The organism is Mycobacterium sp. GA-2829 (genome assembly GCF_001499965.1).
GTDB lineage: Bacteria > Actinomycetota > Actinomycetes > Mycobacteriales > Mycobacteriaceae > Mycobacterium.
Window position 1 is genome coordinate 54,311 of record NZ_LQIT01000078.1, and the last position, 26,667, is coordinate 80,977.

Annotated in this window: 26 protein-coding genes and 1 pseudogene; 13 read left to right on the plus strand and 14 right to left on the minus strand. The window is 68.2% G+C overall.

Annotated elements, in window-relative coordinates; all coding sequences use genetic code 11:
- Entirely contained in the window at positions 1 to 837 is an 837-nt protein-coding gene (locus AU194_RS29070) for a nitroreductase family protein (RefSeq protein WP_059092817.1), read from the minus strand.
- A 63-nt stretch (positions 838 to 900) separates the two neighbouring features.
- Here AU194_RS29070 and AU194_RS29075 point away from each other — a divergent pair, with 63 nt between their 5' ends.
- The 6 genes and pseudogenes from AU194_RS29075 (at position 901) to AU194_RS29100 (ending at position 5,637) form a co-directional block, all read left to right on the plus strand.
- Complete coding sequence (locus AU194_RS29075; RefSeq protein ID WP_059092711.1) at positions 901 to 1,383, plus strand: MarR family winged helix-turn-helix transcriptional regulator; 483 nt, start codon at positions 901 to 903, stop codon at positions 1,381 to 1,383.
- Positions 1,384 to 1,409: 26 nt separating this feature from the next.
- A complete protein-coding gene (locus AU194_RS29080; RefSeq protein WP_059092712.1) occupies positions 1,410 to 1,826 on the plus strand; it encodes a DUF5313 domain-containing protein in 417 nt (138 codons plus the stop codon).
- A gap of 176 nt (positions 1,827 to 2,002) precedes the next feature.
- On the plus strand, positions 2,003 to 2,188 hold the full coding sequence (locus AU194_RS29085) for a hypothetical protein (RefSeq protein ID WP_059092713.1): 186 nt from the start codon (positions 2,003 to 2,005) through the stop codon (positions 2,186 to 2,188).
- Positions 2,189 to 2,300: 112 nt separating this feature from the next.
- The gene (locus AU194_RS29090; protein ID WP_059092714.1) at positions 2,301 to 2,720 is read left to right on the plus strand and encodes a hypothetical protein; all 420 of its coding nucleotides are present in this window, start codon (positions 2,301 to 2,303) and stop codon (positions 2,718 to 2,720) included.
- A 90-nt stretch (positions 2,721 to 2,810) separates the two neighbouring features.
- Positions 2,811 to 4,414, plus strand: a pseudogene (locus AU194_RS29095) (DASS family sodium-coupled anion symporter).
- 140 nt (positions 4,415 to 4,554) lie between these two features.
- The gene (locus AU194_RS29100; RefSeq protein ID WP_059092715.1) at positions 4,555 to 5,637 is read left to right on the plus strand and encodes an isocitrate/isopropylmalate dehydrogenase family protein; all 1,083 of its coding nucleotides are present in this window, start codon (positions 4,555 to 4,557) and stop codon (positions 5,635 to 5,637) included.
- Positions 5,638 to 5,640: 3 nt separating this feature from the next.
- Here AU194_RS29100 and AU194_RS29105 read toward each other — a convergent pair whose 3' ends face one another.
- A complete protein-coding gene (locus tag AU194_RS29105; protein WP_059092716.1) occupies positions 5,641 to 6,120 on the minus strand; it encodes a TspO/MBR family protein in 480 nt (159 codons plus the stop codon).
- 207 nt (positions 6,121 to 6,327) lie between these two features.
- On the opposite strand from AU194_RS29105, the gene AU194_RS29110 reads away from it, so the two are divergent.
- Positions 6,328 to 7,791 (plus strand): MFS transporter, encoded by a 1,464-nt coding sequence (locus AU194_RS29110; RefSeq protein WP_059092717.1) that lies wholly within the window; start codon positions 6,328 to 6,330, stop codon positions 7,789 to 7,791.
- On the opposite strand, the gene AU194_RS29115 is transcribed toward AU194_RS29110, so the two are convergent.
- On the minus strand, positions 7,788 to 8,216 hold the full coding sequence (locus AU194_RS29115) for an SRPBCC family protein (protein WP_059092718.1): 429 nt from the start codon (positions 8,214 to 8,216) through the stop codon (positions 7,788 to 7,790). The genes AU194_RS29110 and AU194_RS29115 overlap by 4 nt on opposite strands.
- Positions 8,217 to 8,535: 319 nt before the next feature.
- On the opposite strand from AU194_RS29115, the gene AU194_RS29120 reads away from it, so the two are divergent.
- The 4 genes from AU194_RS29120 to AU194_RS29135 are packed head-to-tail and all read left to right on the plus strand — an operon-like array spanning position 8,536 to position 12,680.
- On the plus strand, positions 8,536 to 9,699 hold the full coding sequence (locus AU194_RS29120) for an ABC transporter ATP-binding protein (protein WP_059092719.1): 1,164 nt from the start codon (positions 8,536 to 8,538) through the stop codon (positions 9,697 to 9,699).
- A 56-nt stretch (positions 9,700 to 9,755) separates the two neighbouring features.
- The gene (locus AU194_RS29125) at positions 9,756 to 10,940 is read left to right on the plus strand and encodes a spermidine/putrescine ABC transporter substrate-binding protein (RefSeq protein WP_059092720.1); all 1,185 of its coding nucleotides are present in this window, start codon (positions 9,756 to 9,758) and stop codon (positions 10,938 to 10,940) included.
- A gap of 10 nt (positions 10,941 to 10,950) precedes the next feature.
- Positions 10,951 to 11,826 carry an ABC transporter permease gene (locus AU194_RS29130; RefSeq protein ID WP_059092721.1) on the plus strand — a complete coding sequence of 292 codons (876 nt, stop codon included), beginning with the start codon at positions 10,951 to 10,953 and terminating at the stop codon, positions 11,824 to 11,826.
- The gene (locus AU194_RS29135; protein ID WP_059092722.1) at positions 11,823 to 12,680 is read left to right on the plus strand and encodes an ABC transporter permease; all 858 of its coding nucleotides are present in this window, start codon (positions 11,823 to 11,825) and stop codon (positions 12,678 to 12,680) included. The genes AU194_RS29130 and AU194_RS29135 overlap by 4 nt, the downstream gene beginning before the upstream one ends.
- Before the next feature lie 84 nt (positions 12,681 to 12,764).
- On the opposite strand, the gene AU194_RS29140 is transcribed toward AU194_RS29135, so the two are convergent.
- Complete coding sequence (locus tag AU194_RS29140; protein WP_059092723.1) at positions 12,765 to 13,631, minus strand: DMT family transporter; 867 nt, start codon at positions 13,629 to 13,631, stop codon at positions 12,765 to 12,767.
- 208 nt (positions 13,632 to 13,839) lie between these two features.
- Here AU194_RS29140 and AU194_RS29145 point away from each other — a divergent pair, with 208 nt between their 5' ends.
- The gene (locus AU194_RS29145; protein WP_059092724.1) at positions 13,840 to 14,316 is read left to right on the plus strand and encodes a hypothetical protein; all 477 of its coding nucleotides are present in this window, start codon (positions 13,840 to 13,842) and stop codon (positions 14,314 to 14,316) included.
- Between the two features lie 13 nt (positions 14,317 to 14,329).
- Here AU194_RS29145 and derI1 read toward each other — a convergent pair whose 3' ends face one another.
- From derI1 to eltD, 8 genes are read right to left on the minus strand one after another with little or no spacing between them, the layout of a single operon-like run.
- Positions 14,330 to 14,809, minus strand: a complete 480-nt coding sequence (derI1, locus tag AU194_RS29150; protein WP_059092725.1) for a D-erythrulose 4-phosphate isomerase DerI1 — start codon at positions 14,807 to 14,809, stop codon at positions 14,330 to 14,332.
- On the minus strand, positions 14,806 to 16,551 hold the full coding sequence (gene derK, locus AU194_RS29155) for a D-erythrulose 4-kinase (protein WP_059092726.1): 1,746 nt from the start codon (positions 16,549 to 16,551) through the stop codon (positions 14,806 to 14,808). The genes derI1 and derK overlap by 4 nt, the downstream gene beginning before the upstream one ends.
- Positions 16,548 to 17,672, minus strand: a complete 1,125-nt coding sequence (locus tag AU194_RS29160) for an ABC transporter ATP-binding protein (RefSeq protein WP_059092727.1) — start codon at positions 17,670 to 17,672, stop codon at positions 16,548 to 16,550. The genes derK and AU194_RS29160 overlap by 4 nt, the downstream gene beginning before the upstream one ends.
- Positions 17,669 to 18,784: an ABC transporter ATP-binding protein gene (locus tag AU194_RS29165; RefSeq protein WP_059092728.1), complete on the minus strand. Its 1,116-nt coding sequence runs from the start codon at positions 18,782 to 18,784 to the stop codon at positions 17,669 to 17,671. Before AU194_RS29165 ends, AU194_RS29160 begins: the two co-directional genes overlap by 4 nt.
- Positions 18,784 to 19,659, minus strand: a complete 876-nt coding sequence (locus AU194_RS29170; RefSeq protein WP_059092729.1) for a carbohydrate ABC transporter permease — start codon at positions 19,657 to 19,659, stop codon at positions 18,784 to 18,786. Before AU194_RS29170 ends, AU194_RS29165 begins: the two co-directional genes overlap by 1 nt.
- Positions 19,660 to 19,661: 2 nt before the next feature.
- Complete coding sequence (locus AU194_RS29175) at positions 19,662 to 20,618, minus strand: carbohydrate ABC transporter permease (protein ID WP_059092730.1); 957 nt, start codon at positions 20,616 to 20,618, stop codon at positions 19,662 to 19,664.
- A gap of 12 nt (positions 20,619 to 20,630) precedes the next feature.
- On the minus strand, positions 20,631 to 22,058 hold the full coding sequence (locus AU194_RS29180) for an ABC transporter substrate-binding protein (protein ID WP_059092731.1): 1,428 nt from the start codon (positions 22,056 to 22,058) through the stop codon (positions 20,631 to 20,633).
- A gap of 20 nt (positions 22,059 to 22,078) precedes the next feature.
- Positions 22,079 to 23,167, minus strand: coding sequence for an erythritol/L-threitol dehyrogenase (gene eltD / locus AU194_RS29185; RefSeq protein WP_059092732.1), 1,089 nt, complete (start codon positions 23,165 to 23,167; stop codon positions 22,079 to 22,081).
- Positions 23,168 to 23,285: 118 nt separating this feature from the next.
- On the opposite strand from eltD, the gene AU194_RS29190 reads away from it, so the two are divergent.
- The gene (locus AU194_RS29190; protein ID WP_059092733.1) at positions 23,286 to 24,305 is read left to right on the plus strand and encodes a sugar-binding transcriptional regulator; all 1,020 of its coding nucleotides are present in this window, start codon (positions 23,286 to 23,288) and stop codon (positions 24,303 to 24,305) included.
- A gap of 1 nt (position 24,306) precedes the next feature.
- Here the strand turns inward: AU194_RS29190 and AU194_RS29195 are convergent, their stop codons facing one another.
- Both AU194_RS29195 and AU194_RS29200 read right to left on the minus strand, forming a co-directional pair.
- Positions 24,307 to 25,788 carry an FGGY-family carbohydrate kinase gene (locus AU194_RS29195; protein WP_059092734.1) on the minus strand — a complete coding sequence of 494 codons (1,482 nt, stop codon included), beginning with the start codon at positions 25,786 to 25,788 and terminating at the stop codon, positions 24,307 to 24,309.
- A gap of 21 nt (positions 25,789 to 25,809) precedes the next feature.
- Entirely contained in the window at positions 25,810 to 26,622 is an 813-nt protein-coding gene (locus AU194_RS29200; RefSeq protein WP_059092735.1) for an acyl-CoA thioesterase domain-containing protein, read from the minus strand.
- Between the last annotated feature and the right edge of the window lie 45 nt (positions 26,623 to 26,667).

Consider the following 26,667-nt stretch of genomic DNA (forward strand, 5'->3'; position numbering starts at 1 on the left):
TCACACCAGCCAAATCGTCGTCTCTCCCACCGAGCGCCGCTCCAGCGCCGGTAGCGGTGCGGCGCCCGCAGGGGGCCAGCCCACCCGGATCAACACCTGCGGGTAGGCCTCGCCGTCGAACACCTCGCACGCCAGCGACAGTCGGCTGCGCGTGTCGCTCAGCGGCGTCGTCACCGGACAGGTGGACAGCCCCATCGACGTGGCGGACAGCAGGACATCGCTCATCGCCTCACCGGCCCGCAGCCGCATGGCGTCGTTGTCCGCCTCCGTCGCGAGCACCAACAGCACCGCATCGTCGGCGGGTGCGTCGGCGCTTCCGCCGTACTGCAGGACGACGTCGTCCTCGGACGACCGGCCCCAGCCGGCCTTGGGCACCACGCCGAACCGGACCCCGTCGTGCTCGGTGCGCACGTGCAACAACTCGAGGGAGCCCTCCGGCAGCGGGTCGGGCCGATAGCGGCGGCGGTCGGCGCGGCGTCGGGTGATGGCCTCGACCAGGGTGGCGTCGCCGGACGGCAGCGGTGCGTCGATCACCTCGAGCACCGCGAGGTGGGAACCGTCACCGGGCGTCGGAAACCGCCGCACCCGCGGGGTCCACCCGCCCGCAGCCAGCGCCACCGCGCAATGGTGCAGTACCGCACCGCAGCTGAGGAGGACGTCGCGACGGTGATGGTCACCCTCCCCCAGCCGACGGCTCCAGTCGGCGAACAAGTCGATCCCGGCGGGAGTGACGCGCCACGACCACGGTTGGGCGTTCTGCGCGGAGGGCGCGTGTGCGGCGGTGTCGAGGACACGCTCGAGCGTCGGGAGGTCGGGCAGCGAAGCCACGTCGCCGATGATAGGCGAGCTGTGAGCACAGCCATATTGTTCGTGCACTAACAATTCGCCTACGATTCAAGTATGCCCCCGACGACCGCCACCGACCTCGATCCGCTCGCTCTCGAGCGTCAGGTCTGCTTCGCCCTCGCGGTCGCCAACCGGGCGGTGCTGTCCGTCTACCGCCCGCTGCTCGAACCGCTCGGCCTGACCCACCCGCAGTATCTGGTGATGCTTGCGCTGTGGGACCACCGCAAGAAGGCGGGCGCGCCCCTGTCGGTCAAGCAGATCGCCACCGCGCTGCATCTGGACTCGGCGACGCTGTCCCCCATGCTCAAACGCCTCGAGAGCCTCGGCCTGATCTCCCGCACCCGCAGCACCGTCGACGAACGCGCGATGAACGTCGAACTCACCGAGTCCGGTGTCGCGCTGCGGGAAAAGGCGCTCGCCATCCCACCCGCCGTGGTCACGCGCCTCGGCGGCGACCTCGCCGAACTCGAAGACCTGCACCGCGCCCTGACCCGCATCAACGACGCCGCACAGTCGGCGGGCGCCCTCGACCTCTGACCACCCACCACGCACAGGAGCCACGCATGGCCGACGCCAAACCCTCGTTCTTTCAGCGCATCCTCTACTACTACGGGCGGCGGCTGCCCGCCTCGATGAGCCGGTGGGTCGCCGAAGACCTCGCCGGTGAGGGCGCTGTTCGCAGGCACATGATCCGCATGGCCATCCCGCCGCTGTTGGTCCTCGCCCCGTTCTGGCTCCTGCCCACCTCGATCTACGTCCGGCTCGAGATGACCGCGCCGATCTACATCTGGGCGCTGCTGATGGCGCTGGCGTTGAACAAGGTGTGGCGCCGTCACCGGTTGGCCCAGCACAACCTCGACCCCAAGCTGGTCGACGTGATCCAGCGCAAGAAGGATCAGCACATCCACGACGACTACGTCCGGCGCTTCGGGCCCCGTCCCGAAGAGGCGAAATGGCAGCAGAACAGCAGTCCGTTCTGACCGGCTAGCACAGGCGCTGCGGCAATTTGGAGTTGGGTCCCACCCGGCAGTACATTGGCCGACGGTCCAATCCCCGCTGCAGAAAGCCCACGAACATGCCTGCCACGATTCGTAGCAGCCACGGATGTCGCCGCCGGACGATCTCGCGCAGCGCGCGACGCCGCACCCTCCCGCCCATGGCGGGTCAGGCCTTCGAGATCGTCGTGACCCGGGACGCCACCGGGTGGTCGGTCACGGTGCCCGAGCTCGGCGCCGTCACCCATCGCACCGAGCGGGCCGAAGCCGAGATGGCCGCCCGCGAACTCATCTCCCGGCACACCGGCATCCCGCACGGATACGTCGCCGTCTGGTCTCGCGACTGACCGAAACGCTCCACCCGACAACGCATTCGGTGACCGAACCGAAGCCGGATCGTGACGTGGCGCGCCCGCCGGTCAGCCCCCGGGGAAGCGCTTCCGCAGATACCGTCGCACCATGCGGAATGTCCTGTTCGCCGCCGCTGTGGCGGGTTCGGTTCTCACCATCGGTGTCGCACCGGGAATCGCGTCGGCCGCGCCGACGAGCGCCGAACCCGTTGAGCGCCCGCTGAGTTCGACCGAGGTCCTGGTCAGCGCGCGACCCGACGTCGTCGATACCGAACCGGTGGCGGTCGATGCGTGGAGCCCGCTGCCGAGCCCGGACGCCATCCGCGTCTACTTCCTCTCCGGCACTCCCGCCTGCTACGGCGTCCGGGCCGTCACCACCGAGACCGCCGACGCCGTGACCGTCGAACTGCAGTCCGGGTTGCTACCCGAGGCCACGAACCGTTTGTGCACGGCCAAGGGCGTTCTCGCCGCCACGGACATCGCCCTCGAAACCCCGTTGGGCAACCGCGAGGTCCTGAGCCGCTACTGACGGTTCGCGATTACTTCTCGGCGAGATCGGGCATCCTCGGCCCGTGTGAGCCACCTCACACGGTGTAGCCGATCGCTTCGAGGGGGCATCATGACCGCCGACAACCCGGTCAAACGCACCGACGTCGACAAGGCGTTGCTCGGCAGCGCCACCATCGAAGTCTCGGTGAGCAGCGACTGACCCCCGCCGAAGAGCGGTTCGAGAAGGGCCGCCGCACGGTCGGCCTGTTCCTCGCACCCGCGCTCACGATCGTCTTCCTGCTGCTGCCGCTCGACATGCCGCCGCAGCAGCAGACGCTGGCCGGCGTGCTGCTCGGGGTGATCGTGCTCTGGGTGACCGAGGCGGTCCCGATTCCCATCGGCGGTCTGCTCGGGGTGGCGGTCGTGGTGTTCCTCGGGGTCGCTCCGGCCGACGACGTCCTCGGCCCGTTCGGTTCGTCGACGATCTTCACCTTCATCGGCGCCTTCATCCTCGCCCAGGCCATGCTCAAGCACGGCCTCGCCCGCCGCTTCGCCTTCCGCATCCTGGCCTTGCCGCGCGCGGGTCAGTCGACCACCGGAGTCATCATCGCGTTCGGGGCGATCACCTGCCTGCTGTCGGCCTTCGTCTCCAACACCGCCACCGTGGCGATGCTGCTGCCCACCGCGATCGGGATTCTCGGCGTGATCGCCAAACTGCTCCAGAAGCAGGGCAAGGTCGCCGAGGACTTCGATCCGCTGCGGTTGAGGGTCGGCGCGGCGCTCATGCTGATGCTCGCCTACGCCGCCAGCGTCGGCGGCCTGCTCACGCCCGTGGGCAGCCCGCCCAACCTGATCGGCCGCGGCCTCATCGAAGAGGCCACCGGCGAGCGAATCAGCTTCGCGCAGTGGATGTTCATGGCCGCGCCCATCTGCCTGCTCATGTTCGGGGTGCTGGCGCTGGTGCTGATCAAACTGAACAAGCCCGAGATCAAGCACATCGAAGGGGTCGCCGATTACGTGGCCCGGGAACGCGAGGAGATGGGGAGGCTGTCACGGGCCGAGAAGAACACCCTGATCGCGTTCGGGATCACGGTGTTCCTGTGGATCCTGCCTGGCATCATCGCGCTGGTCTTCGGAAACGACTCCGACATCTACTCCACAGTCAGTGACCGGTTGGACGAAGGGACGGTCGCCGTCTTCGGTGCGGCGCTGCTCTTCCTGCTGCCAATCGACTGGGAGCAGCGCGAATTCACACTGCGCTGGCGGGACGCGGCCGCGATCGACTGGGGCACGATCGTGCTGTTCGGCACCGGCATCATCTTCGGTTCGCTGCTCGCCGATTCGGGTCTGGCCGAGACGATCGGCACCTCGGTCGCCGACTCGCTCGGGCTGTCCAGCGTCGTGGCGATCACGATCTTCGCCGTCCTGCTCGCCATCGTGGTCTCGGAGACCACGAGCAACACGGCCTCGGCCGCAGTGGTGGTGCCGATCGTGATCCCGGTCGCCATCGCCGCCGGCGTGAACCCGTTCGTGCCCGCGCTGGCAGCCACGTTCGCGGCGTCCTTCGGCTTCATGCTGCCGGTCTCCACGCCGCAGAACGCGATCGTCTACGGATCCGGCGCGGTACCGATCACGACGATGATCCGCTCGGGCATCACGTTCGACATCGCCGGTGCCATTCTCATCATCGTCTTCCTGCCCTTGATGATCGCGGTGCTGGGGCTCGGTGCATGAGCCCGCAGCCCATCGCCGACATCCCCGGCGATGAAGTCGGCGCGGACGTGGAGGCGTTGGTCGCCCGGTTGCGCTGACGGACCGCCGCAACCGGTACGGCACACTGAACGGGACGCGAACAGGAAGGTGCCGGTGCCGATATGTCAGCAGAGGAGCCGTTGCGGCTCGGTGTGTTGTCCGGCGACGGGATCGGTCCCGAAATCGTCTCCGCGGCAGTGCAGATCGCCGAGCGGGCGCTTGCCGCGGTGTCGGTTCCGGTGGAGTGGCGGCGGCTACGGATGGGCGCCGACGCCATCACCCGTGACGGCACACCCCTGCCGGAACGCACCCTGACCGAACTGGACCGCCTCGACGCGTGGCTGCTCGGTCCGCACGACAACGCGAGTTATCCCGACACGTTCCGCGACGCCCTCTCGCCGGGCGGCGCCATCCGCAAGCGCTACGGGTTGTACGCCAACATCCGGCCCGCCACCCGGCTGAGCGACAGCATCCCCGCGGTGTGTCCCGCACTCGACGTGGTGGTCGTGCGGGAGAACACCGAGGGTTTCTACTCCGATCGCAACATGTACGACGGCGCCGGCGAGTTCATGCCGACCGCGGACGTCGCGATGGCGGTCGCGGTCTTCACCCGGGAGGCGTGCGAACGCATCGCCCACCAGGCGTTCCGGCTCGCCCGGGCCCGGCGCCGCTCGGTCACCGTCGCGCACAAGGCCAACGTGCTGTCGAAGACGACCGGGCTGTTTCGGGACAGCTGCCTGCGGGTGGCCGAGCGCTACCCCGACGTGATGGTGCGCCTCGAACACATCGACGCGCTCGCCGCGCTTCTGGTGGCCCGGCCCGCCGAATTCGACGTCGTCGTCGCCGAGAACATGTTCGGCGACATCCTGTCAGACCTGACCGGTCAGCTGGCCGGGTCACTGGGCATGGCGCCGTCGGTCAACGCCTCCGACACCAAGGCGATGGCGCAATCCGCCCACGGCTCGGCTCCCGACATCGCCGGGCGCAACGTCGCCAATCCGGTCGCGATGATCCTGTCCACGGCGATGTTGCTCGAGTGGCTCGCCGACCACCTTGGGCGCGCACCACTGGCGGATGCGGCGGCCGCGATCCGAAAGGCCGTGCGGCGCAGCCTCGATGACGGCGTCCACACCCCCGACCTCGGCGGAAAGGCGACCACCACCGGGTTCACCGAACACATGCTGGCGGTGTTGGCCGCGGCCTGACCGTCAGCGGTTGAGCCACCAGATGCGCGAGGACAACACCGTCGCGAACGCGCACCACAGCGGATAGGCCGCCAGCGGCGCCGCCCCAGCGCCCTTGGCCTCCACCGCGCGACGGGTCAGATCCGCGCTGCTCACCGCGAGCGCACCCGCACCGATCGCCGACAACGCCAGCTTGTGCTGGTTGAAGAACAGCCAGGACCAGCTCGCATTGAGGACGAGGTTGGCGGCCAGCGCCACGTTGTAGGCCTTCGCCTTGTCCTGATGACCCGTCTGGTTGTAGTGGTCGAGGGTCGCTGCGGAGACGGCCGCGATGTCGGCGTAGAGCGCGGGCCACACGATGCCGAACGCCTGCGCCGGCGGTTGGAAGCTGGGCTTCTTGAGCTTGAGGTACCACAGGGACGGCATGTCCCGGTTGGCGAGACCGCCAATCGCACCGGCGGTGAAGACGGTGGCCGCGGTCTTGGCGAGCGTGGAAGCGCGCATGGATTCCCTTTCTTCGAGTCAAGATCGGCGTACCCCGCGGCGGTCCGCCCGAACCGTGACGTCACGTTCGCGTCACCGCCTCGACGCTAAATCCAAGCGCCACAGGAGAAATCGGACGGCGCTCAGCCCCGCACACCCACCGCGGCGCGCGGCAGCCCGTTGGGTTAGCGTCATAGAAGTAAAGACAAGCTAACGATCGGAGTTCTGGTGGTGGACGCGCGGGTCACGCAGCCGGCCGCGGGCACCGCACGTCCCGCATTGCTGGTGGCCGGGCTCAGCGTCGTCGTCCTCACCGTCGCGGTGCTGCAGACCGCGGTGGTGCCGGTGCTCGGCGTGATCGGGCACCAGCTCGGCGCCTCACCGGTCGCGGTGAGCTGGGCGGTCACTGCCAACCTGTTGGCCGCGATCGCCGCGACGCCACTGCTCGGCCGCCTGGCTGACCTCTACAGCAAGAAACGTGTGCTGCTCGGCGTCCTGATTGTCGTGCTCATCGGGTCGGTGCTGGCCGCGGTCACCGCGTCGCTGCCGTTGCTGATCGTCGCCCGGGTGTTGCAGGGCGCCTCGTACGCGCTGTATCCGATCAGCATCGCGGTTCTGCGCGAGGAGTTACCGCACGGCCGGCTGGCCGGGGCGATGGCGGTGATGTCGGGCACCCTCGGATTCGGCGGCGGCGTCGGGCTCGTCGTCGTGGGGCTGCTGATGAGCGGTGACGCTGACTATCACCGGGTGTTCTGGCTGACCACCGCCTTCACCGTCGTCGTGGTCGGGATCGTGGTGTTCCTCGTACCCGCCCGCCCCCGCGGCGGCTCGGGTTCGGTCGACTGGCTGGGCGCGATCGGACTCGCGGTGGGGCTGTCGGCGGTGCTGCTGGCGATCACCCAGGGCAACGCCTGGGGCTTCGTCTCGGCGCGGACGGCCGCGTGCGCGCTGGGCGGCGTGGCGGTCCTGGTCGGGTGGTGGCTCTGGGAGCGACGACGCGAACACCCGCTGGTGTCGACGCGGATGCTCACCAAGCCCGCGATGCTGCTGACCAATCTCGCGACGATCTTCGTCGGCATGGGGCTCTACTTCGCGTTCCTCGGGCTCACCCAGTTCGTCCAGATCCCGCCGTCGGCGGCCGGTTACGGGTTCGGCGCCAGCGTGTTGCAGTCGAGCCTGGTGTACCTGTTGCCCGGCGCCCTGACCGGGTTCGTGGTCGCACTGGTCAGCGGCCGCTTCATCGACCGGTACGGCGCGCGGCGGGTGCTCGTCGTGGCCGCGATGGCCGGCGTCGTCGGGTTCGTGCTGCTCGCGGTGGCCCATGCGCAGCCGTGGCAGGTGATCGTCGCGGGGATCCTTGCCAACGCCTACATCAGCCTGGGGTACGGGGCGCTGCCCGCGCTCGTCGTCGCCGAGGTCGGCGCAGGCGAGACCGGTGTGGCCACCGGGATGAACGCGATCGCGCGCACGGTCGGCAGTTCGATGGCTGCCGCGGTGGTCGCGGTCCTGCTCGGTCGCCTCGCACCCGGCACCGTGGTGCCGATGGAGAGCAGCTTCGTCGTCGTCTTCATCGCGGGCGCCGTCACCGCGGCGTTGGCGATGACGCTCATCGCGCTCACCCGCACCCGACCGAAACCGATCGACGAGGAGGCGCGCTCACGCACCCGCGAGATGAATCACGAGTGGGGTTAACGCAGCTTCGCCAGATTGCTGACGGATTTGCGGACGTCGGATTCGATGACCTTCGCGACCAGTGAGCCGACCCGGGTGTTGAGCAGCCCGCCGGACAGGTCCGCGACCACGCGGAAGGTGGTCCCGTCCGTCTCCTCCTCGACGTGCAGCGACAATGCGATGCAGATCGCCGGGAAGCCCGTACCGATCAGCTCGATCTCCTTGGGTTCGTCGTAGCGCGTGACCCGCCAGTGGATGGTGTTGCGGAATCCCTTGACCTTGATCAGCGACGACACACAGGTGCCGACCTCGATCTCGGCGGGGACCTCGCTGCGCCAGCCGCCGAAGATCGTGAGCCATTCGTCGAATCGGCGGAGGTTGGAGGCCAACTCCCACGCCTTCTCGGGGGTGAGGTCCGACGAGACCGCCACATCAACCGAAGCCATGCCCCCTCCTTACCCGGCGCATGTGTCGAGGTAAACGAGCTGTGCGGTTTCCGGACGCGACGCACGTCACACTGCGAAACTGATCATGGCCGTGGTGTCCCGTCCCCCGCCGATCGAGGGTCTCGACCGGCCCTGTTGCAATCTGCTCAAAGCGCGGATTCGGCTGCCAGGACCCCCTCTCGATGCAGGAATCCTTTGTAAAAATGTTAAATCCGTGCGGAATCACTTGCGAAGGGTGCGGGGATCGGCGATTGTTTACGCACAGTCCACGGGGGCTGACCTGAGGAGGCGCATTCTGACCGGCACACACACCACTCCGGTGAACCAGACTGTCGACGGGTCAGCCCCGAAGAAGGGCAAAGCTGTCATCGAGATCGACCACGTGACGAAGCGGTTCGCCGACTACGTCGCCGTGGCCGATGCGGATTTCTCGATCGCCTCCGGTGAGTTCTTCTCGATGCTGGGCCCCTCGGGCTGCGGGAAGACCACCACCCTGCGCATGATCGCGGGTTTCGAGACCCCCACCTCGGGGGCGATCCGCCTCGAAGGCACCGACGTCTCGCGGGTCCCCCCGCACAAACGCAACGTCAACACGGTGTTCCAGCACTACGCGCTGTTCCCGCACATGAGCGTGTGGGACAACGTCGCCTACGGCCCGCGCAGCATGAAGAAAGACAAAGCCGAGGTCAAACGCCGCGTCGACGAACTGCTCGAGGTCGTCCGGCTGACCGACTTCGCCAAACGCAAGCCCGGACAGCTCTCCGGCGGTCAGCAGCAGCGCGTTGCGCTCGCCCGTGCCCTGGTCAACTACCCCAGCGCCCTGCTGCTCGACGAACCGCTCGGCGCGCTCGACCTCAAACTGCGCCACGCCATGCAGTTCGAACTCAAGCGGATCCAGCGCGAAGTGGGCATCACGTTCATCTACGTCACCCACGACCAGGAAGAGGCGTTGACGATGAGTGACCGCATCGCGGTCATGAACGCGGGCAACGTCGAACAGATCGGCACCCCCACCGAGATCTACGACCGCCCGTCGACGGTGTTCGTCGCGAGCTTCATCGGCCAGGCCAACCTGTGGCCGGGCCGGCTGACCGCACATCTCGGTGACTACGTCGAGGTGGAGGTGCTCGGCAGCAAGCTCAAGGCCAAACCCGGCGACACCGCGATCGAGGCCGGTGGGCACGCCACGCTGATGGTGCGTCCCGAGCGCCTGCGGGTGTCGATGGAACCCCCCGCCGGCGACGTCACCGCGGTCCGGGCGACCGTGTGCGACCAGACCTTCCAGGGTCCCGTCGTCCGGCTGTCGCTGGCCGCGCCCGACGACTCCCCGATCGTCGCGCACATCGGACCCGAACAGAACCTGCCGATGCTCCGGCCGGGTGACCAGGTGTACGTCTGCTGGTCGCCGGATGCGTCGCTGGTGCTGCCCGCCGCCGACATCCCGACCACCGAGGATCTCGAAGAGATGCTCGACGAGTCCTGATCCCCCTGTCCCGCTCCGCCGACTCCCTTCCGCACATTACGAAAGGCACAGCCGCCATGCCCCGTGAGCTCGACCCGCAGTTCGCTGCCCGCCTCGCCGCCGCACGCACGTCACGGCGCCGCTTCCTCGGCGGCAGCGCCGCAGCGGCCGCCGCGCTGACGCTCGGCTCGTCGTTCCTCGCGGCGTGCGGTTCAGACGGCGGCGACTCGCAGACCACGACCGCCGACGACGGTGGTCCGGCCGCGGGCACGCTGCGGATCTCGAACTGGCCGCTCTACATGGCCGACGGGTTCGTCGCCGCCTTCCAGACCGCATCGGGTGTCACGGTCGACTACAAAGAGAACTTCAACGACAACGAGGAGTGGTTCGCCAAGGTCAAGGAGCCGCTGTCGCGCAAGCAGGACATCGGTGCCGACCTGGTCATCCCGACCGAGTTCATGGCCGCCCGGATCAACGGTCTTGGCTGGCTCAACGAAATCCGTGCCGACCGGGTGCCCAACAAGAAGAACCTGCGGCCCGATCTGCTGAACTCGTCGATCGACCCGGGCCGCAACAAGACCGCGCCCTACATGACCGGCATGGTCGGCCTGGCCTACAACAAGGCCGCGACCGGCAGGCCGATCACCAAGATCGAGGATCTGTGGGATCCGGCGTTCAAGGGCCGGGTCAGCCTGCTGTCGGACACCCAGGACGGGTTGGGGATGGTCATGCTCTCGCAGGGCAACTCCCCCGAGCGGCCGTCGACCGAGACCGTACAGAAGGCCGTCGACCTGGTGCGCCAGCAGAAGGACACCGGCCAGATCCGCCGATTCACCGGCAACGACTACGCCGACGACCTCGCCGCGGGCAACGTGGCCATCGCACAGGCGTACTCGGGTGACGTGGTGCAGTTGAAGGCCGACAACCCCGACCTCGAGTTCATCGTGCCCGAGGCCGGCGGCACCTGGTTCATCGACACCATGGTGATCCCCTACACCACCCAGAACCAGAGTGCGGCCGAGGCGTGGATCGATTACGTGTACGACCGGGCGAATTACGCGAAGCTCATCGCATTCACCCAGTTCGTGCCGGTGCTCGCGGACATGACCGACGAGCTGAACAAGATCGACCCGGCGGTCGCGTCCAACCCGCTGATCAACCCGCCGGAGTCGACGGTGGCCAACCTCAAGTCATGGGCGGCGCTGACCGACGAACAGACCCAGGAGTACAACAGCATGTACGCCGCGGTTACCGGAGGCTGACGAATCACCCATGGCAGGCGTAGCCAGCAGTAGCCGGCAGCGCAGCAGGATCGCCCCGTATTTGATGATCCTGCCCGCGCTGGCCTACCTCGCAATCTTCTTCGTATGGCCGATCATCTCGCTGTTGCGGACGTCGCTGTCATCCACGGGCGGGTCGGTGTTCCTCCCGACGCTGACCTTCTCGTGGGACTTCGCGAACTACGGTGAGGCGTTCAGCAGGTACTCCGATCAGATCCTGCGGTCGTTCGGGTACGCGTTCACCGCGACGGTGGTCTGCCTGCTGCTGGCGTATCCCCTGGCCTATGTGATCGCGTTCAAGGCGGGGCGGTTCAAGAACCTGCTCCTCGGCCTGGTGATCCTGCCGTTCTTCGTGACGTTCCTGATCCGCACGATCGCGTGGAAGACGATCCTGGCCGACGACGGCTGGGTGGTCACGGCGCTGGACACGATCGGACTGCTGCCCAGCGACGGTCGTCTGCTGTCGACGAGCTGGGCGGTGATCGGCGGGTTGATCTACAACTGGATCATCTTCATGATCCTGCCGCTGTACGTCAGCCTGGAGAAGATCGACGCACGGCTCATCGAGGCGTCCAAGGACCTGTACTCCTCGAACGTCCGCAGCTTCACGAAAGTGATCTTCCCGCTGTCGATTCCGGGTGTGCTGGCGGGCAGCCTGCTGGTGTTCATCCCGGCCGCGGGTGACTTCATCAACGCCGAATACCTCGGCAGTACGCAGACCACGATGATCGGCAACGTGATCCAGCAGCAGTTCCTGGTGGTCAAGGACTACCCGGCGGCCGCGGCGCTGAGCCTGCTGCTGATGGGCACCATCCTCGCCGGTGTGCTGCTCTACACCCGCGCGCTGGGCACGGAGGACCTCGTATGACGACCCAAGCCGGCGCCGCGGTGGCGGTCGCGGCCGAGCAGCCGCCCACGCCCAAGACCGTCAAGGGCATGCCGAAGTGGGGCGACTGGAGCCTGCGGATCGTGGCCGGACTGGTACTGCTGTACCTGTTCATCCCGATCTTCGTGATCGTGCTCTTCTCGTTCAACGATCCGAAGGGCAAGTTCAACTACAGCTGGCAGGGCTTCACGCTCGACAACTGGCTCGATCCGTTCAAGTACCCGGCGCTGACCGACGCGATGAAGTTGAGCCTCAACGTCGCCGGGGTCTCCACGGCCATCGCGCTGGTGCTGGGAACGCTGGTCGCGATCGCGTTGGTGCGTCAGCGGTGGCGTGGACAGCGCGCGGTGGACACGTTCCTGGTGCTGCCGCTGACCGCGCCCGAAGTCGTGATGGGCGCCTCGCTGCTCGTGCTGTTCCTCGACCTCGGCTGGGCGACGGGCTACGTCACGATCGTGCTCGCGCACATCGCGTTCGAGGTCAGTTTCATCGCGATGACCGTGCGCGCCCGGGTGCGTGGCTTCGACTGGACGCTGGAGGACGCGTCGATGGATCTGGGCGCCAGCCCGACCCGGACGTTCTTCAAGGTGACGCTGCCGCTGATCGTGCCCGGCATCGTCGCCGCGGCGATGCTGTCGTTCGCGCTGTCGCTCGACGACTTCATCATCACGTACTTCGTCAGCGGGTCGACGGTGACGTATCCGCTCTACGTCAACGCGGCGGTGAAGGCCGCGGTGCCGCCGCAGATCAACGTGATCGCGACCGCGATCCTGGTCGTGAGCCTCCTCCTGCTGGCCGCGGGCACGCTGTACCGCCGCAAGCGCATCGACGTCTGACCCTACCTCTCCGCCGAAACCGCATTCCCTGCTGCCAAGCCGCGCGCTTGGTGACAGGGAATGCGGTTTCGTGTCGGGGGTGGGTCAGCCGATCTCGGCGGGGACCGGCGTCTTGCGCGCCCCGCCGCGGGCGGCGCCGATCCCCGCGGCCACCACGAACACGATGCCCACCACCGCGACGACGCCCGGCACCTGCTGCAGTGCGACGAACCCGATGATCAACGCGAACGCCGGTTCGAGGCTCATCAGCGTCCCGAACGCGGCCGTGCTGAGCCGGCGCAGCGCCAGCAGCTCCAGCGCGAACGGGAACATCGGCAGCAGGATCGCCAGGCCCAACCCGATCAGCAGCAGGTCGGGCGTGAGGCGCTCGAACACCGCGGGACCGGCCACGATCGTGCCGACGATCCCCGCGACGGGCATCGACACGGCCAGCCCGTTGACCCCGGCGACCTGATCGCCGACCCGCTGGGTCAACAGGATGTAGCCGGCCCAGCACACCGCGGCCGCCAGCGCGAAGAGCACGCCGACCACGTCGACGGCTCCGGTCCACGGCTGGGTCATCAACAGCACGCCGACCGCGGCCAACCCCGGCCACACCAGCCGGGTGCGGCCGCTCCCCCGCAGCACCGCCACGCTGAGCGGTCCGAGGAACTCCAGGGCGCTGGCCGTGGCCATCGGGATGCGGTCGAGCGCCGCCATGAACAGCAGGGTGACCCCGGCGGTCACCACGCCGAGGACCACGCACGCCGCGAAGCTCCGCCGGGTGAAGCCCGCCCGGCGGGGCCGCAGGAAGAACAGGAACAGCACGCCGGCCCACGCCAGGCGCAGCCAGGCCGCACCCTCGGCGCCGATCTGGTCGATGAGGCCGACGGCGACCGCCACGCCCAGCTGCACCGACAGCATCGCCGCCACGGCCATCGCTGTTCCCGTGCGCGCGTGGCCTGTGGTCATCGTTGTAGTGATACGGCACCTCACCTCGTTGAGTCCACGACTTTTCGACGGGACCGGTCCGGGCATGTTCCGGATCCGGCTTTTGTCGTCAACTGACGCATTTTTGCCGAATCACCCGCAGCGACCGTTCGGGGCGGGGCACGATGAAGATTGACGCCCGGGTAACGGGGTACCCGCAGGGCGTCGGGGATGGCAGCGAGGGGGACTCGTGGACATCGGCAAGGCGACCGTCGCGGTCGCCGTGACCGCCTTATCGGTCAGCGCATGTGGCTACCGGTTGGGTGCCTCCGTACCCGACCCCGATCCGCTTCCCGAGCACGTCGTCGCCACGCCCGTGGCGGCCGTTCCCGAACCGGTGCTCCAGCATCACACCACCGCCGCCGCGGACCGCGACCTCCCGCCGAACGCCGCGGGCGACCCCGCGTGCCCGCCGTCGCAGGCCTGGGGCAGGCAGCCCGAAGGGTCCGGGGTGTTGGTGACGGTGTGGTCGCACGACCCTGCGGCCGTCACGGTGCTGGTGCGCACCGCCACCGGCACGGACGTCGCCGACCGGGCGGTTCTGGGTCGCGACGACCTCCGCCTGTTCGAGTTCCCCAAGATCGACCCGACCGCGGTGCGCGAGGTGCTGATCATGACCAGCACGCAGCGCTGTTTCGCGATCGCCGATCCGGTCACCTTCAAATGAGCCGGCGGCCCGCCTACGACGTGGCGGGTTCGTACCCGCAGATCGCCTCGACCTTGTCGGCCGATTTGCTGTTGGGATCGAATTCGTAGCCGAGCCATTCGCGCGCCAGCCGACGGGCCAGCTCCAGCCCGATGACCCGCTGTCCGAAGCACAGCACCTGCGCGTCGTTCGACAGCACCGAACGCTCGACGGAGAAGCTGTCGTGGGCGGTCACCGCCCGGATGCCGGGGACCTTGTTGGCGCTGATCGCCACGCCGAGGCCGGTGCCGCACACCAGCAGCGCGCGGTCGGCCTTGCCCTCGGCCACCATGCGGGCCGCGGCCACCGCGATGTGCGGATAGGCGGTGTCCTCGTCGGTGCCCACTCCCACATCGGTCACGTCGGCGACGCGGTCGTCGGCCTTGAGATCGCCCTTGAGCGCCTCTTTGTACTCATAGCCGGCGTCGTCGGAGCCGACGACGATGCGCAGGCCGGATGTCGGTTCAGCAGTCATCTTGTGCTGTCCCCTTTCACTGTCAGGCTCTGGGCGACGGTGCGCGCGCACATCGCCAGTGAGGTGGCGCCCGCGTCGGGGGTCCCGACGCTGCGCTCGGCGAGCGGGCGGGCGCGGCCGACCTTGGGTCGCAGGTCGGCGGTGGCCCGCGCCGCGGTCTCGGCCGTCTCGGCGGCCGCCGTCCACGCGTCCTGCCACCGCTCGCCGTCGGTCACCCGCCGTTCGAGTTCCTCGACGAACGGCAACAGCGCGTCGAGCATGGTCTTGTCGCCGGGCTGGGCGCCGCCCAGTTGTACCAGCGCGTCGTAGCCGTCGCGCATTCCCGCGGCGATGGTCGCCGAGTCCGGCCGTCCGGTGTCCCCGAGGCGGGTGCCCAGCGCGCCGAGCATCGCACCCCACAGCACCCCGGAGGTGCCGCCGGCCTTGGCCGCCCACTGCTTCCCCGCGGCGGCGAGCACCGACCCCTGTCCGGCGCCCGCCTCGACGGCTTCGGCGGCCGCGTCGCGGGCGGCGGCCGAACCCTTCACCATGCCGCGGCCGTGGTCGCCGTCACCGGCGATCGCGTCGATGCGGCCGAGTTCGTCCTCGGCGTCGGCGAGCATCGCGGCCAGTGCCTCGAAGATCGCGGCGACGGTCCGGCCACCCGCCCGCGCGTCGTCGTCGGCGGTGTCGCGCACCGCAGGCGCGGCCGCCGCGGCACGCACCTCGTCGGCGCTGCGACGCTGGGTCGAATCCTCAACTGCGGCTGCACCTTTGCGGTAGGCCGGGGTGTCGGCGGGTGCGCGCCAGTACCGCTCGAGTTCCTCGTCGAGCCACATCACCGTCAGCGAGCAGCCCGCCATGTCGAGGCTGGTGACCAGTTCGCCGACCTCGGGTTCGACGATCTCGTATCCGCGCTCACGCAGCAGTCGCGCGGCCTCACCCCACACGACGAACAGCTCTTCGTACTTGGTGCGGCCGAGACCGTTGAGGATCACCGCGATCCGTTTGGTGTCGGTGTTCGCCGGGGTGTCGCCGAGCACACCGTCGACCAGGGTCGCGGCCAGGTCGGCGGCGGTCGGCATGGCCTCCTCGGCGACGCCGGGCTCACCGTGGATGCCCAGTCCGACGCCCATCTGCCCGTCCGGGACGGTGAACAGCGGATGGTCGGCCCCCGGCAGTGTGCAGCCGTCGAAGGCGACGCCGAGCGTGCGGGTCGCCGCATTGGACGCTTCGGCGACGCGGATCACGCCCGCGAGGTCCAGGCCCTCCTCGGCGGCGGCCGATGCGCACTTGAAGACGGTGAAATCGCCTGCGATACCGCGTCGTTTGGCCTCTTCGCCCTTTGGTGCGCTGGCGATGTCGTCGGTGACGGCGAAGTAGTGCGCGTCGATGCCCTCACCCTTGAGTTGCGTGACCGCGAGCCCGAAGTTCATCACGTCACCGGCGTAGTTGCCGGTGATGAGCAGGACACCCGCGTCACCGTGCGCGGCGCGGGCCACCGATGCGGCCTCTTCGGTGGACGGCGAGGTGAAGATGTTGCCGACCACCGCGCCGTCGGCGAAACCGGCGCCGACGGTGCCGCAGAACGCCGGATAGTGTCCGGAACCGCCGCCGATGACGACCGCCACCTTGCCGGGGCGGGTCTCGCGGGCGCGCACCACACCGCCGGGCACCCCGACGACGTAGCGGGAGTTCGCATCGAGGAATCCGACGAGCATGTCCTCGGTGAACCGGGCCGGATCGTTGAACAGTTTGGTCACCGCAGGCGCTCCCCGGTCTCGACGTCGAACAGATAGACCCGCTCCGGCGGCGCCGTCACGACCACCTGCTGCTCGGGTTCGTAGGTGTCGGCGGCCGGCGTCTGCACGACGATGCCGTCTTCGAGGCCGCGCACCGTGCTGGTGGCCAGACCGAATTCCAGCAGATGCTCGAAATAGGCGACGGTGGTGGCTATTCCGCGTCCGGTGTCGCCGGCGATCGCGCAGTCCTGCGGCCGCAGCCCCACCGTGACAGCGGTGCCGTCGCCGATCCCGGTCACCGCGGTGTCGAGGCTGCCCGCGCCCTCGCCGATCTGGACGCTGACCCGGCCGTCACGCACGATGGCCACGCCGGGCAGCACGTTGATCTGGGGCTCGCCCACGAACTGCGCGACGAACAGGTTCGCCGGATCGTCGAAGACCTCGTCGGGGGTGCCGAACTGCTGCACCACGCCGGCGTCCATCACGGCCAGCCGGTCCGCCAGCGACAGCGCCTCGACCTGATCGTGGGTGACCACGATCGTGGTGTACCCGAATTCGCGCTGCAGCACTTTGAGTTCGCGGCGCACCCGCTGACGAGCGGATGCGTCGAGGTGGCTGAGCGGTTCGTCGAGCAGCAGCACCGGTGGGTTGCGCACGAGCGCACGGGCCAGCGCGACCCGCTGCTTCTGACCGCTGGACAGCCCCGCGGGCCGCAGGTTCATCAGGTCGTCCATCTCGAGGCGACGGCTGATCGAATCCACCATCTGCTCGGCGCCTTTGACCTTGCGCGCCTTCAGCCCGTAGAGCAGGTTCTCCCGCACCGACAGCGGCGGATACAGCGCATAGCTCTCGAAGCCGACGCCGATTCCGCGCTTGGCGGCGGGCAATTGTGAGATCTCCCGGTCACCGATCTTGATCGAACCACTGGTGACGGTCTCGAGCCCGGCGATCATCCGCAGCGTGGTGGTCTTGCCGCAGCCGGACGGTCCCAGCAGGGCGATCAGTTCACCGGGTTCGATGGCGAGGTCGATGCCCTTGACCGCGGTGACGCTCTCCCGCCCGCGCGAGGCGTAGGTCTTCACCAGGTCGGTCAGGGTCAGGCTCTGCGCCGTCTGGGTCTTCGTGGCTTCGACCGTGGTCACTGCGCCGCCTCCAGTGTCTTGTCCGCCGACGTCCGCGGGGTGTCGCCGTCGCCTGCGGCGAAGACGTGCACATCCGATGGGGTCACCGTCATCGCGACCTGGGCGCCCTCCTCGACGCCCTCGCGTCCGGACGCCAGGACGATCAGCGGTACGCCCGCGACGTCGACGGTGAGTTCGATGTTGCGGCCGAGCCGCTCGGCCAGGACGACCTTGCCGCGCAGTCCCGCCTCGCTTGCGCTGTCGGGCACCACGCGGATCTCGCTGGGCCGCAGGCCGACCCGCACCCGGTCGCCCCGCTCGCAGCGGGCGTCGGGGGGCACCGGCACGTCGAAGGAGCCGTCGCCGAGCCGGATGCGGTTGTCGTCGACCACCCCGTCGAGCAGGTTGATCTCCGGCTGGCCGAGCGCCTTGGCGACGAAGGTGTCGGCGGGTCTGCGCCAGATCTCCTCCGGGGTGCCGATCTGCACCAGCCGGCCCTCGCGCATCACCGCGATCCGGTCACCGAGGGCGAGCGCCTCCTGGTAGTCGTGGGTGACGTAGAGCGTCGTGGTGTTCGACATCGCGCCGAGCTGTTTGAGTTCGGCGCGCATCGCCGCCCGCAGCTTCGCGTCGAGGTGGCTCAGCGGTTCGTCGAGCAGGTAGATGTCGGCCGGGCGCACCAGCACCCGGCCCAGCGCCACCCGCTGCCGCTGGCCGTTGGACAGCTCCCGGGGATACCGGTTCAACAGGTGGTTGATGCCCAGCGTGGTGGTCACCTGGTCGATCCGCTCGGTCTGCTCGGCGTCCGAATACCGGCCCGTGCGACCGGATTTCAGCGGTGACGCCAGGTTCTCGCGGACCGTCTTCTGCGGATACAGCGCGTAGCTCTCGAACGCCATCGCGACGTTGCGGTGGTAGGGCTCGACGCGGGTGACGTCGCGGCCGCCGATGTGGACGGTCCCGGCGTCGATGTCGACCAGCCCCGCGACGGACTTCAGCGTCGTGGTCTTGCCGGCGCCGCTCGGCCCCAGGATGACGAAGAACTCGCCGTCGCCGATGTCGACGGTCAACCCGTCGACGGCGCGCGTCTTGCCGTAGGTCTTGTGCAGATCGGCTACAGATACCGTGGCCATCAGGCTTTCACCGCCCCGAACGACAGGCCCCGTACCAGGTAGCGCTGAATGGTCAGCGCCAGGATCAGGGGCGGGAGAGCCGCGATCAGTGCCGCCGCGGCCGTGAGGTTGTAGTACGCCTGGCCGCCGCCGCCGAGGAACTTCGTGATCGCGACCGTGACGGTGCCGGCATTGGTGTCGGCCAGGATGAGCGGGAACACGTAGTTGTTCCACGCGAAGATGAACGCCAGCAGCGCGGCGGCCGCGATGCCCGGACGCACGATCGGCAACGCCACCATGACGAACGCCCGCCTGCGGGTGTAGCCGTCGAGCAGTGCGGCTTGTTCGAGATCCTCGGGCAGGTCCTGGAAGTAGGACCGCAGAATCCACACCACCAGCGGCATCGTCACCAGCTGCAGCACCCAGATCATGCCGACCTTGGTGTCGAACAGGCCGATCTGGTTGTAGATCACGAACAGCGGCACGATCACCATCAGTTCCGGGGCGAACCGGAACGACAGCATCTGGAACATCAGGTCGTTGCTGCCCTTGTACTGCCAGCGGCCCGCGGCGTAGGCGGCCGGGATACCGATCACCAACGACACGATCACCGCGCCACCGCAGTTGATCAGGCTGGTCAGCAGCGAGGTCTTGAAGTCGACGCTGGTCATCTGGGTGCCCTTGTCGGACAACACCGTGGCGAAGTTCGACCAGGTCGGACTGAACGCGAAGTACGTCGTGGTCTGCTCTTCGGCGTTCTTCAATGCCAGCATCAGCATCCAGAAGATCGGGAACAGCGAGAACAGGAACCAGAACACCAGACCGACGTCGGCGGCGACCGATCCGATGGACAACCGCTTCTGCCCGGGCATCAACTCGGTTCTCTGAAGGGCCATGGTTACGACTCCGCTCCGGCAGCACGGCGCTGCGCTTTGCCGAGCACGCTGACGAGGTAGCGCGCGGTGATGAACACGATGATCCAGAGCAGCAGCATGTAGGTGCTGCCGCGCGAGTAGTCGAGGTTGATGATCGAGTCCTCGAACGCGCCGATCTGCAACGTGCGGGTGGCCACGCCGGGCCCGCCCGCGGTCAGCACGTAGATGTGGTCGAACACCTTGAGGTTGTCCATGAACCGGAAGATCACCGCGACCAGGATGTAGGGCCACAGCATCGGCAGCATCAGCTTGCGGAACATGTAGAACCAGTTGGCGCCGTCGACCTCGGACGCCTCGAACGGTTCCTTCGGCAGCGAGCGGATACCGGCGAGCACGAGGATCGCCACGAACGGGGTGAAGATCCACAGGTCGACCAGGATCACCGACCACAGGGCGTTGTCCGAAGACAGCCAGTCGAACGTGTTACCCAGTCCCAGAACGTGATTGAGGATGCCGAACTGCGGGTTGAACATCAGCTTCCAGATCACGCCCGCGATCACGGGCGCGATCATCAGCGGCAGGATGAGCACCTTCTCGAAGATCCTGCCGATGATGCTGGACCGGTTGAGCAGCAGCGCCAGCCCGACCCCCAGCACCGTCTCGACGGCGGTGGCCACGATCGCGAAGATCGCGGTGACCTTCACACTCGACCAGAAGATCTGGTCGCCGAGCACGGAGGCGAAGTTCTCGAACCACACGAAGTGCGGATTCGGGTTCACCGCCGCATAATTCAGGAACGCGTAGTACGCGCCGACGAAGAACGGGTAGAGGATCCCGATGACGATCACCAGCGCGGGTATCGACAGCAGGTAGGGCCGCAGTTTGCGCCGCCACGACGGCACCTCGGGCAGTGCGCGGTCCTGGCCCTGCACCGGTGGGCGCGACGATGCCTCCGGGGCCTTGGACGTCTGAGTGGTCATGAGTACCAGCTCCTAGAGGTTGACCTTGGAGGTGTTGGTCTTGGCGAGGCTGCGCAGCCGGGACGCCGCATCGTCACCGCCGTAGATGTCCTGCAGCGCAACGGCCCAGTCCTTCGTGGTGTCGAAGAACTTCTTCTGCGGGGTGAACTGGATCTTCGAGCTGGGGATCACGGTCTCGAACGTCTCGAGGTAGCCGTACTGGTCGGCGGCGATCCGCTTGAACGTGGTGTCGAATACCGACTGCCGCACCGGATCGGCGTAGATCCCGCCCTCGACGGCCTTGTTCATGGACTCCTTGCCGGTGGCCCACTGGATGAACAGCCAGGCAGGCAACTTGTTGCGGGAGTTGGCGTTCATCGCCCACGTCCACGTCCACAGGTTGGTCTTGTAGTTGCCGTCGGGTCCGGCCGGGCCGGGGTACCAGCCGAGGTTGCCCGCCTGCGCGCTGGCGCCCGGCTTGTTCTTCGGATACGTCGCGCTGTCGGCGTCGTACACCATCATCGCCTTGCCGTCACCGAGATCGCCGGTGGCGTTGGGATAGTCGTAGGTGGTCCACGACGTGGGGCCGGCCTCGTGCTGCATCCGGATCCACTTCTCGGTGAACTCGACCGCCTTGTCGCTGTCCATCTCGGCGACCAGTTCGCGGCCGTCGAAGGTGTAGTCGACGGCGCCCTCGCGGACGTACTGCGTCATGAACCCGGGGTGGATCGTGGCCCACGACTTGGATCCGCGGGTGGCGATGCCGTACCGGTTCTCGGAGCGGTCGGTGAGATCGACAGCGAGCTGGATGAAGTCGTCGAAGTTGTCGGGCAGCTTCTTGATCCCGCGCCGGTCGAAGTACGCCTTGTTGTAGGCGACGACATTGTTCTCGAAACCCCACGGGATGGCCCACTGCCCACCGGTGCCCAGCGGATTGCCGAGTTCGAAGTCCCACCGGGTGGAGGTGCGCAGACCTTCGAAGATGTCCTCGAAGTCGTACTCGGCGTTGGTGGCCGAGGTGTTCTGCAGCCACGGGTTGAGGTCCTCGATCCACCCGGGCGGCCCGTACTGCCAGATGAAGTAGGCGCCGAGCATGAAGGCGTCGTGCTTACCGGTGCCGCCTGCCAGCTCGGTGTTGAGCTTGGTGAAGTAGTCCGCCTCGGGCACCAGGTCGACGTTGACGTTGATGCCGGTCAGCTCGGTGAACTCCTTGAGCAACGGCTGATACGACTGCTGATAGGGGTGCGGGGTCTGCAGGATGTTGATGGTCGACCCGCTGGCCTTCCGCCAGTCGAAGCCTCCCGTGACCTCCGACGCCCCGTTCGGCGCGCTGGCCTTACCGCCGACGCCGCAGGCCGACAGGACCGGCAGGCTCGCGGCCGCCGCGCCGGCAATACCCATGGCGGCCAGCATGTTCCGGCGCGACAGCTGACGGTGCTGTGCGACCCGATCTCGACTCATGTGGTGGGAACCTTCCGGTTTCAGGCAGGGATCAGCGAGACCTTGACCGACTCTTTGCCGCTGGCGACCAGATCGAGGCCTTTCTGGAAGTCGGTGAGCGGCAACTGATGTGTGCAGATCTCGTCCATCGGCAGGACGCCGGACTCGATCATCTTGATGGCGGCGGGCCAGCAGTACGGCCCGAGATGAGCGCCGAGGACGTCGAGTTCCTTGTCGTCGCTGATGATGCTCCAGTCCACCGTCACGTCGCTGCCGAAGACGCCGTACTCGACGTACCGTCCGAGCTTGCGCAGCAGGTTGAGGCCCTGCGGCACGGCCGAGGTGTGGCCGGTGCCCTCGAGGTACACATCGGCGCCGTACCCGTCGGTGAGCTCCTTGACGATCTTCTCGGCGTCCTGTTCGGCGATGTTGATCGTGAGGTCGGCACCGCACTTCTCGGCGAGCTTGAGCTTCTCCGGCGCCATGTCGAGCGCGATGACGCGCATGGGGTTCTTGGCGCGGGCGCCGGCGATCATGCCGAGCCCGATCGGTCCGCAGCCGGCCACCACGACGGTGTCCTCGAACGTGATCTGGGCGCGCTCGACGGCGTGTAGCGAGCACGACAGCGGTTCGGCGAATGCGGCGTGCTGAGGCTTGACATCCTTGGACACCTTGTGCACCAAGGCTTCCGCGGGATAGACCATGTAGCTCGCCATCGCGCCGGGGGTGCGGCGCTTGAAGCCGTACAGGTCGTGGGGCTGGCACATGTGGTACTGACCGCGCTTGCAGAAGCGGCACTCCCAGCACGGCACGATCTGCTCGGAGACCACCCGATCACCGACCGCGATCCCCCACCGCTGGGCGGCCTCGTCGTCGAGTTCCACGACGGTGCCGACGAATTCGTGGCCCGGGATGACCTCGGTCTCGGCCCAGGCGGGGCGGTTCTCGTCGCCCCAGAATTTCGCCGCGCCGTGGTAGCACTTCAGGTCGCTGGCGCAGATGCCGACGGCTTCGACGCGGATCAGCGCCTCACCGGGTCCGCGCTGCGGCACCGCGATCTCCTCGAGGCGGTAGTCACGGGGCCCGTGACAGACCACTGCCTGCATCTTCTCCGGGATCTGATCGGTCATCAAACGGCTCCTCCTGTGTGGCTGCGCTCACAGTAGCCAACCGGGTGCACATCTGTCCAGAACATCTGTTCAGAGAAAATCTGTTCAGTGTCCGGTGTTCAATGTCATACTCTCTGACGTGCCCCGGTCCGCACAGCCCTCACCCCCTCCCGGTGTCGACGCCCCCGCGTCGGACGCCGACGAAGGCCATTTCCCGGCTTCGCTGCTGTATGCCGCGGCGAAGCTCTACTACACCGAAGACGCCACCCAGGCGGAGGTCGCCTCACAGCTCGGCACCAGCCGCGCCACGGTCAGCCGCCTGCTCGCCGAGGCCAAACGCCGCGGCATCGTGCGCATCGAGGTGGTGCCGCCGGCCGAACTGATCTCCGGCGACCTCGCCGACCGGGTCGCCCGCGCGCTGTCGCTGACGACGGTGTTCCTCAGCCATCCACTGCCCAGCCCCGGGCCGGGACGCGGAGTGGTCGACGTGATGGGCGCCGCGCTGGCGCCGGCCGTCGGCCGGGCGCTGTCGGGGGCTGGTCTGCTACCCGGCGACGTGTTGCTGGTGTCGTCCGGCCGCACGGTGTACGAGGTCGCCCAATACGACCTCGTCCCGCTGCCCGGGGTTCTCGTCGCGCCCACCGTCGGCGGCAACGACCAGCCCGAGGAGTGGTATCAGACCAACGAGATCACCCGCCGGGTCGCCAACCGGGTCAACGGCAGGCCGAATTATCTGTTCGCGCCGGCGCTGCCGGGTCCGGATCTGTACCCGTCGCTGCTCAACGATCCGAGCATCCAGCGCGTCCTGCACCTGTGGCCGCACGCCCGATGCGCACTCATGGGCGTCGGCGCGCCCCCGCTGATGCGTTCGGACATCCCGCAATTCGTGCCGACCCGGTCGAACTCGCTGCGCGGGGCCGTCGGGGACGTGTGCTCGCGCTTCTACGACCGCGACGGCAACGAGGTCGACTTCGAGGGCAGCGACCGGTTGATCGCCGTCGAACTCGAGGCGCTGCGCCACATCCCGGTCACGATCGCGGTGGCCGTCGGCACCGACAAGGTGGCCTCGATCGTGGCGGGCGCCCTGGGCGGCTACTTCAACCAGCTGGTCACCGATCCGGCGACCGCGGCGGCGATCCTGGAGAGCGTCGGGGGCTGACTCAGTCCGGGTCGAGCGCCGACAGCCGGTGCACCTGCGGGCGGGTCGCCGGATACAGCTCGAGCCACGTCCCGTAAAGGTCGTCGTAGAGGGCCTGTCGCTGGGGGTCCGGCTCGATCACGCGGGCGATCTTCGCCCAGTCGGTGCTCGGCTCCACCAGACCCGTACCGATCGCGGCGAGCAGCGCGTCACCGTAGCTCGCGCCGATCGCCTGTTCGGGCACCAACTGGGGCCGGCCGGTGATGTCGCTGAGCGCCTGCGCCCACACCGGGCTGCGCAGCCCACCGCCGACGGCTACGGTCCGGACCGCGGAGTGCGCGTCGTCGAACCGTTCGAGGATCTGCCGGATCCCGAACGAGATGCCCTCGTAGGCCGCGCGGAACAGGTGACCGCGGCCGTGCCGCAGGGTCAGGCCGGCCACCACGCCGCGGGCGCGCGGGTCGAACACCGGGGTGCGCTCACCGGCGAGGTACGGCAGCATCAACAGCCCCTCGCTGCCCGGTGGCACCGCCGCGGCCTCGGCCGTCAACTCCTCGAACGACGCCCCACCGGTGGTCGCCTGGAGCCAGCCGATGAGACTGCCCGCCGTCGACGTGCCCGCGGCCAGCGCCAGGCTGCCCGGTTCCACTCCGGTGGTGGTCCACAGCGTCGGATCGCTGAAGTACTCGTCGATGACCTGGACGAGGAACATCGTCGAGCCGTACATCAGCATCTGGTCGCCGGGCCGGCGCACGCCGACCGAGAACGCCTCGGAGTAGGCGTCGATCGTGCCCGCGGCCACGGGGGTGCCTGCGGGGACGCCGGTCGCCGCGGCCGCTTCGGCGGTGACCGTGCCCACGACGTCGCTCGGCCACACCAGCCGCGGCAGCGGCAGCTCACCGCAGATCCGCTTGGCCCAGTCGTCGTTCCACTCGAAGCGGCGGGTGCAATAGAGCGGATCGCACTGGCTGGCGGTGTGGTGGTCGATGATGTATTCACCGGTCAGCTTGGCGGCAATGTAGGAGTTCGACCCGTACCAGCCGGTGGCACGGTCGAACACCTCGGGTTCGTGGTTGCGTACCCACTCGATCTTCGGGCCGACGGCCTGGCTGGAGAGCAATGTGCCCGCCCGCTCGAGGATGTTCTCCTCACCGAATTCGGTTGTCAGCGCCTCGATTTCCGCGGTAGCCCGGGTGTCGACCCCGTACAGGATGGCCGGCCGCAGCGGTCGCAGCTGATCGTCGCAGAGGACCAGGCACGGCCCCACCCCGCTCACGCACATCCCGGCGACCGTCCCGCCGGCGGGCACCTGCGCCATCAGCGCGGCGCTGATGCGGCAGACCTCCCGCCACCACATACCCTCGGCGTCGGCTTCGGCCCAGCCGGGCCGCGGCAGGCTCATCGCGTGGGCGATGGTCTCCGACGCGATGAGCGAACCGCTCACGTCGACGAGTACGCCCTTGGTGCTCCCCGTCCCGATGTCGATACCGAGCAGCAGATCCACGTGCCAAACCCTACGTGGAGGTCAGTGCGTCCTGGACGGAAAGGGGTCGGCGGAGAAGTCGATCTGGGCGGCCGGGTTGCTCACGGCGGTCACCATGCCCGCGCCGAACGCGCCCGCCCGGTCGTAGAGCGTCGCGGTGCCCACCGAGACGCCGTCGGCGACCCAGTGCGAATCCGCCTGCACCCCGACCCACTCGTCGACCGGCAGGCGGGACAGCGCCACCGTGAGGTCACCGTTGATGTACCCCACCCCGGCCGTACCGAGGTTGGTGACCAGGCTGGTGCCCTCGGCGGCCATCACCGCGTCGACGAACGGGGAGTTCCCGGAGCCGGCGACCACCTGCACCGCGCGACTCCAGGTGCGTTTGCGGGCGGTGTTCTGGTGGTCGACGATCGCGTTGGTCCAGCCCAACCCGTCGCTGCCGAGGTGGATCATCCGTGCCGGATCGACCTCGGGCGGGACCTCGTACGGGCCGGGAGCGACCCACTCCGCACCGCGCGGCGCCTCGGCGCGCCGGTACTGCACCAGGGTGGCCCGGGCGACGGTGACGCCGTCCTGCACGAGCTCGCATTCGCTGTTGCGGATCCGCCTGCCGTCGCGCAGCAGGTTCGTCTTCGCCGTCGTGCGGACGCCGCGTGCGGCCTTGAACAGGTCGACCGTCAGCCGCGTGGGCAGGAATTCGTCGTGGCCGTACTCCGACTCGAGCACGCGGGCCGCCAGCCCGACGACCGCGGGTCCGTTCAGGTGGTCATCGCCCCAGTGACTCTGCGCGAACCGGGTCGGCAGGAACGCGCCGTCGTCGCTGGGTTCGAAGTGGAACGGATGTTCGCTCATTCCGGCATCGTCGCACAACCGGCCATGACCGGCCGGTGACGCCCA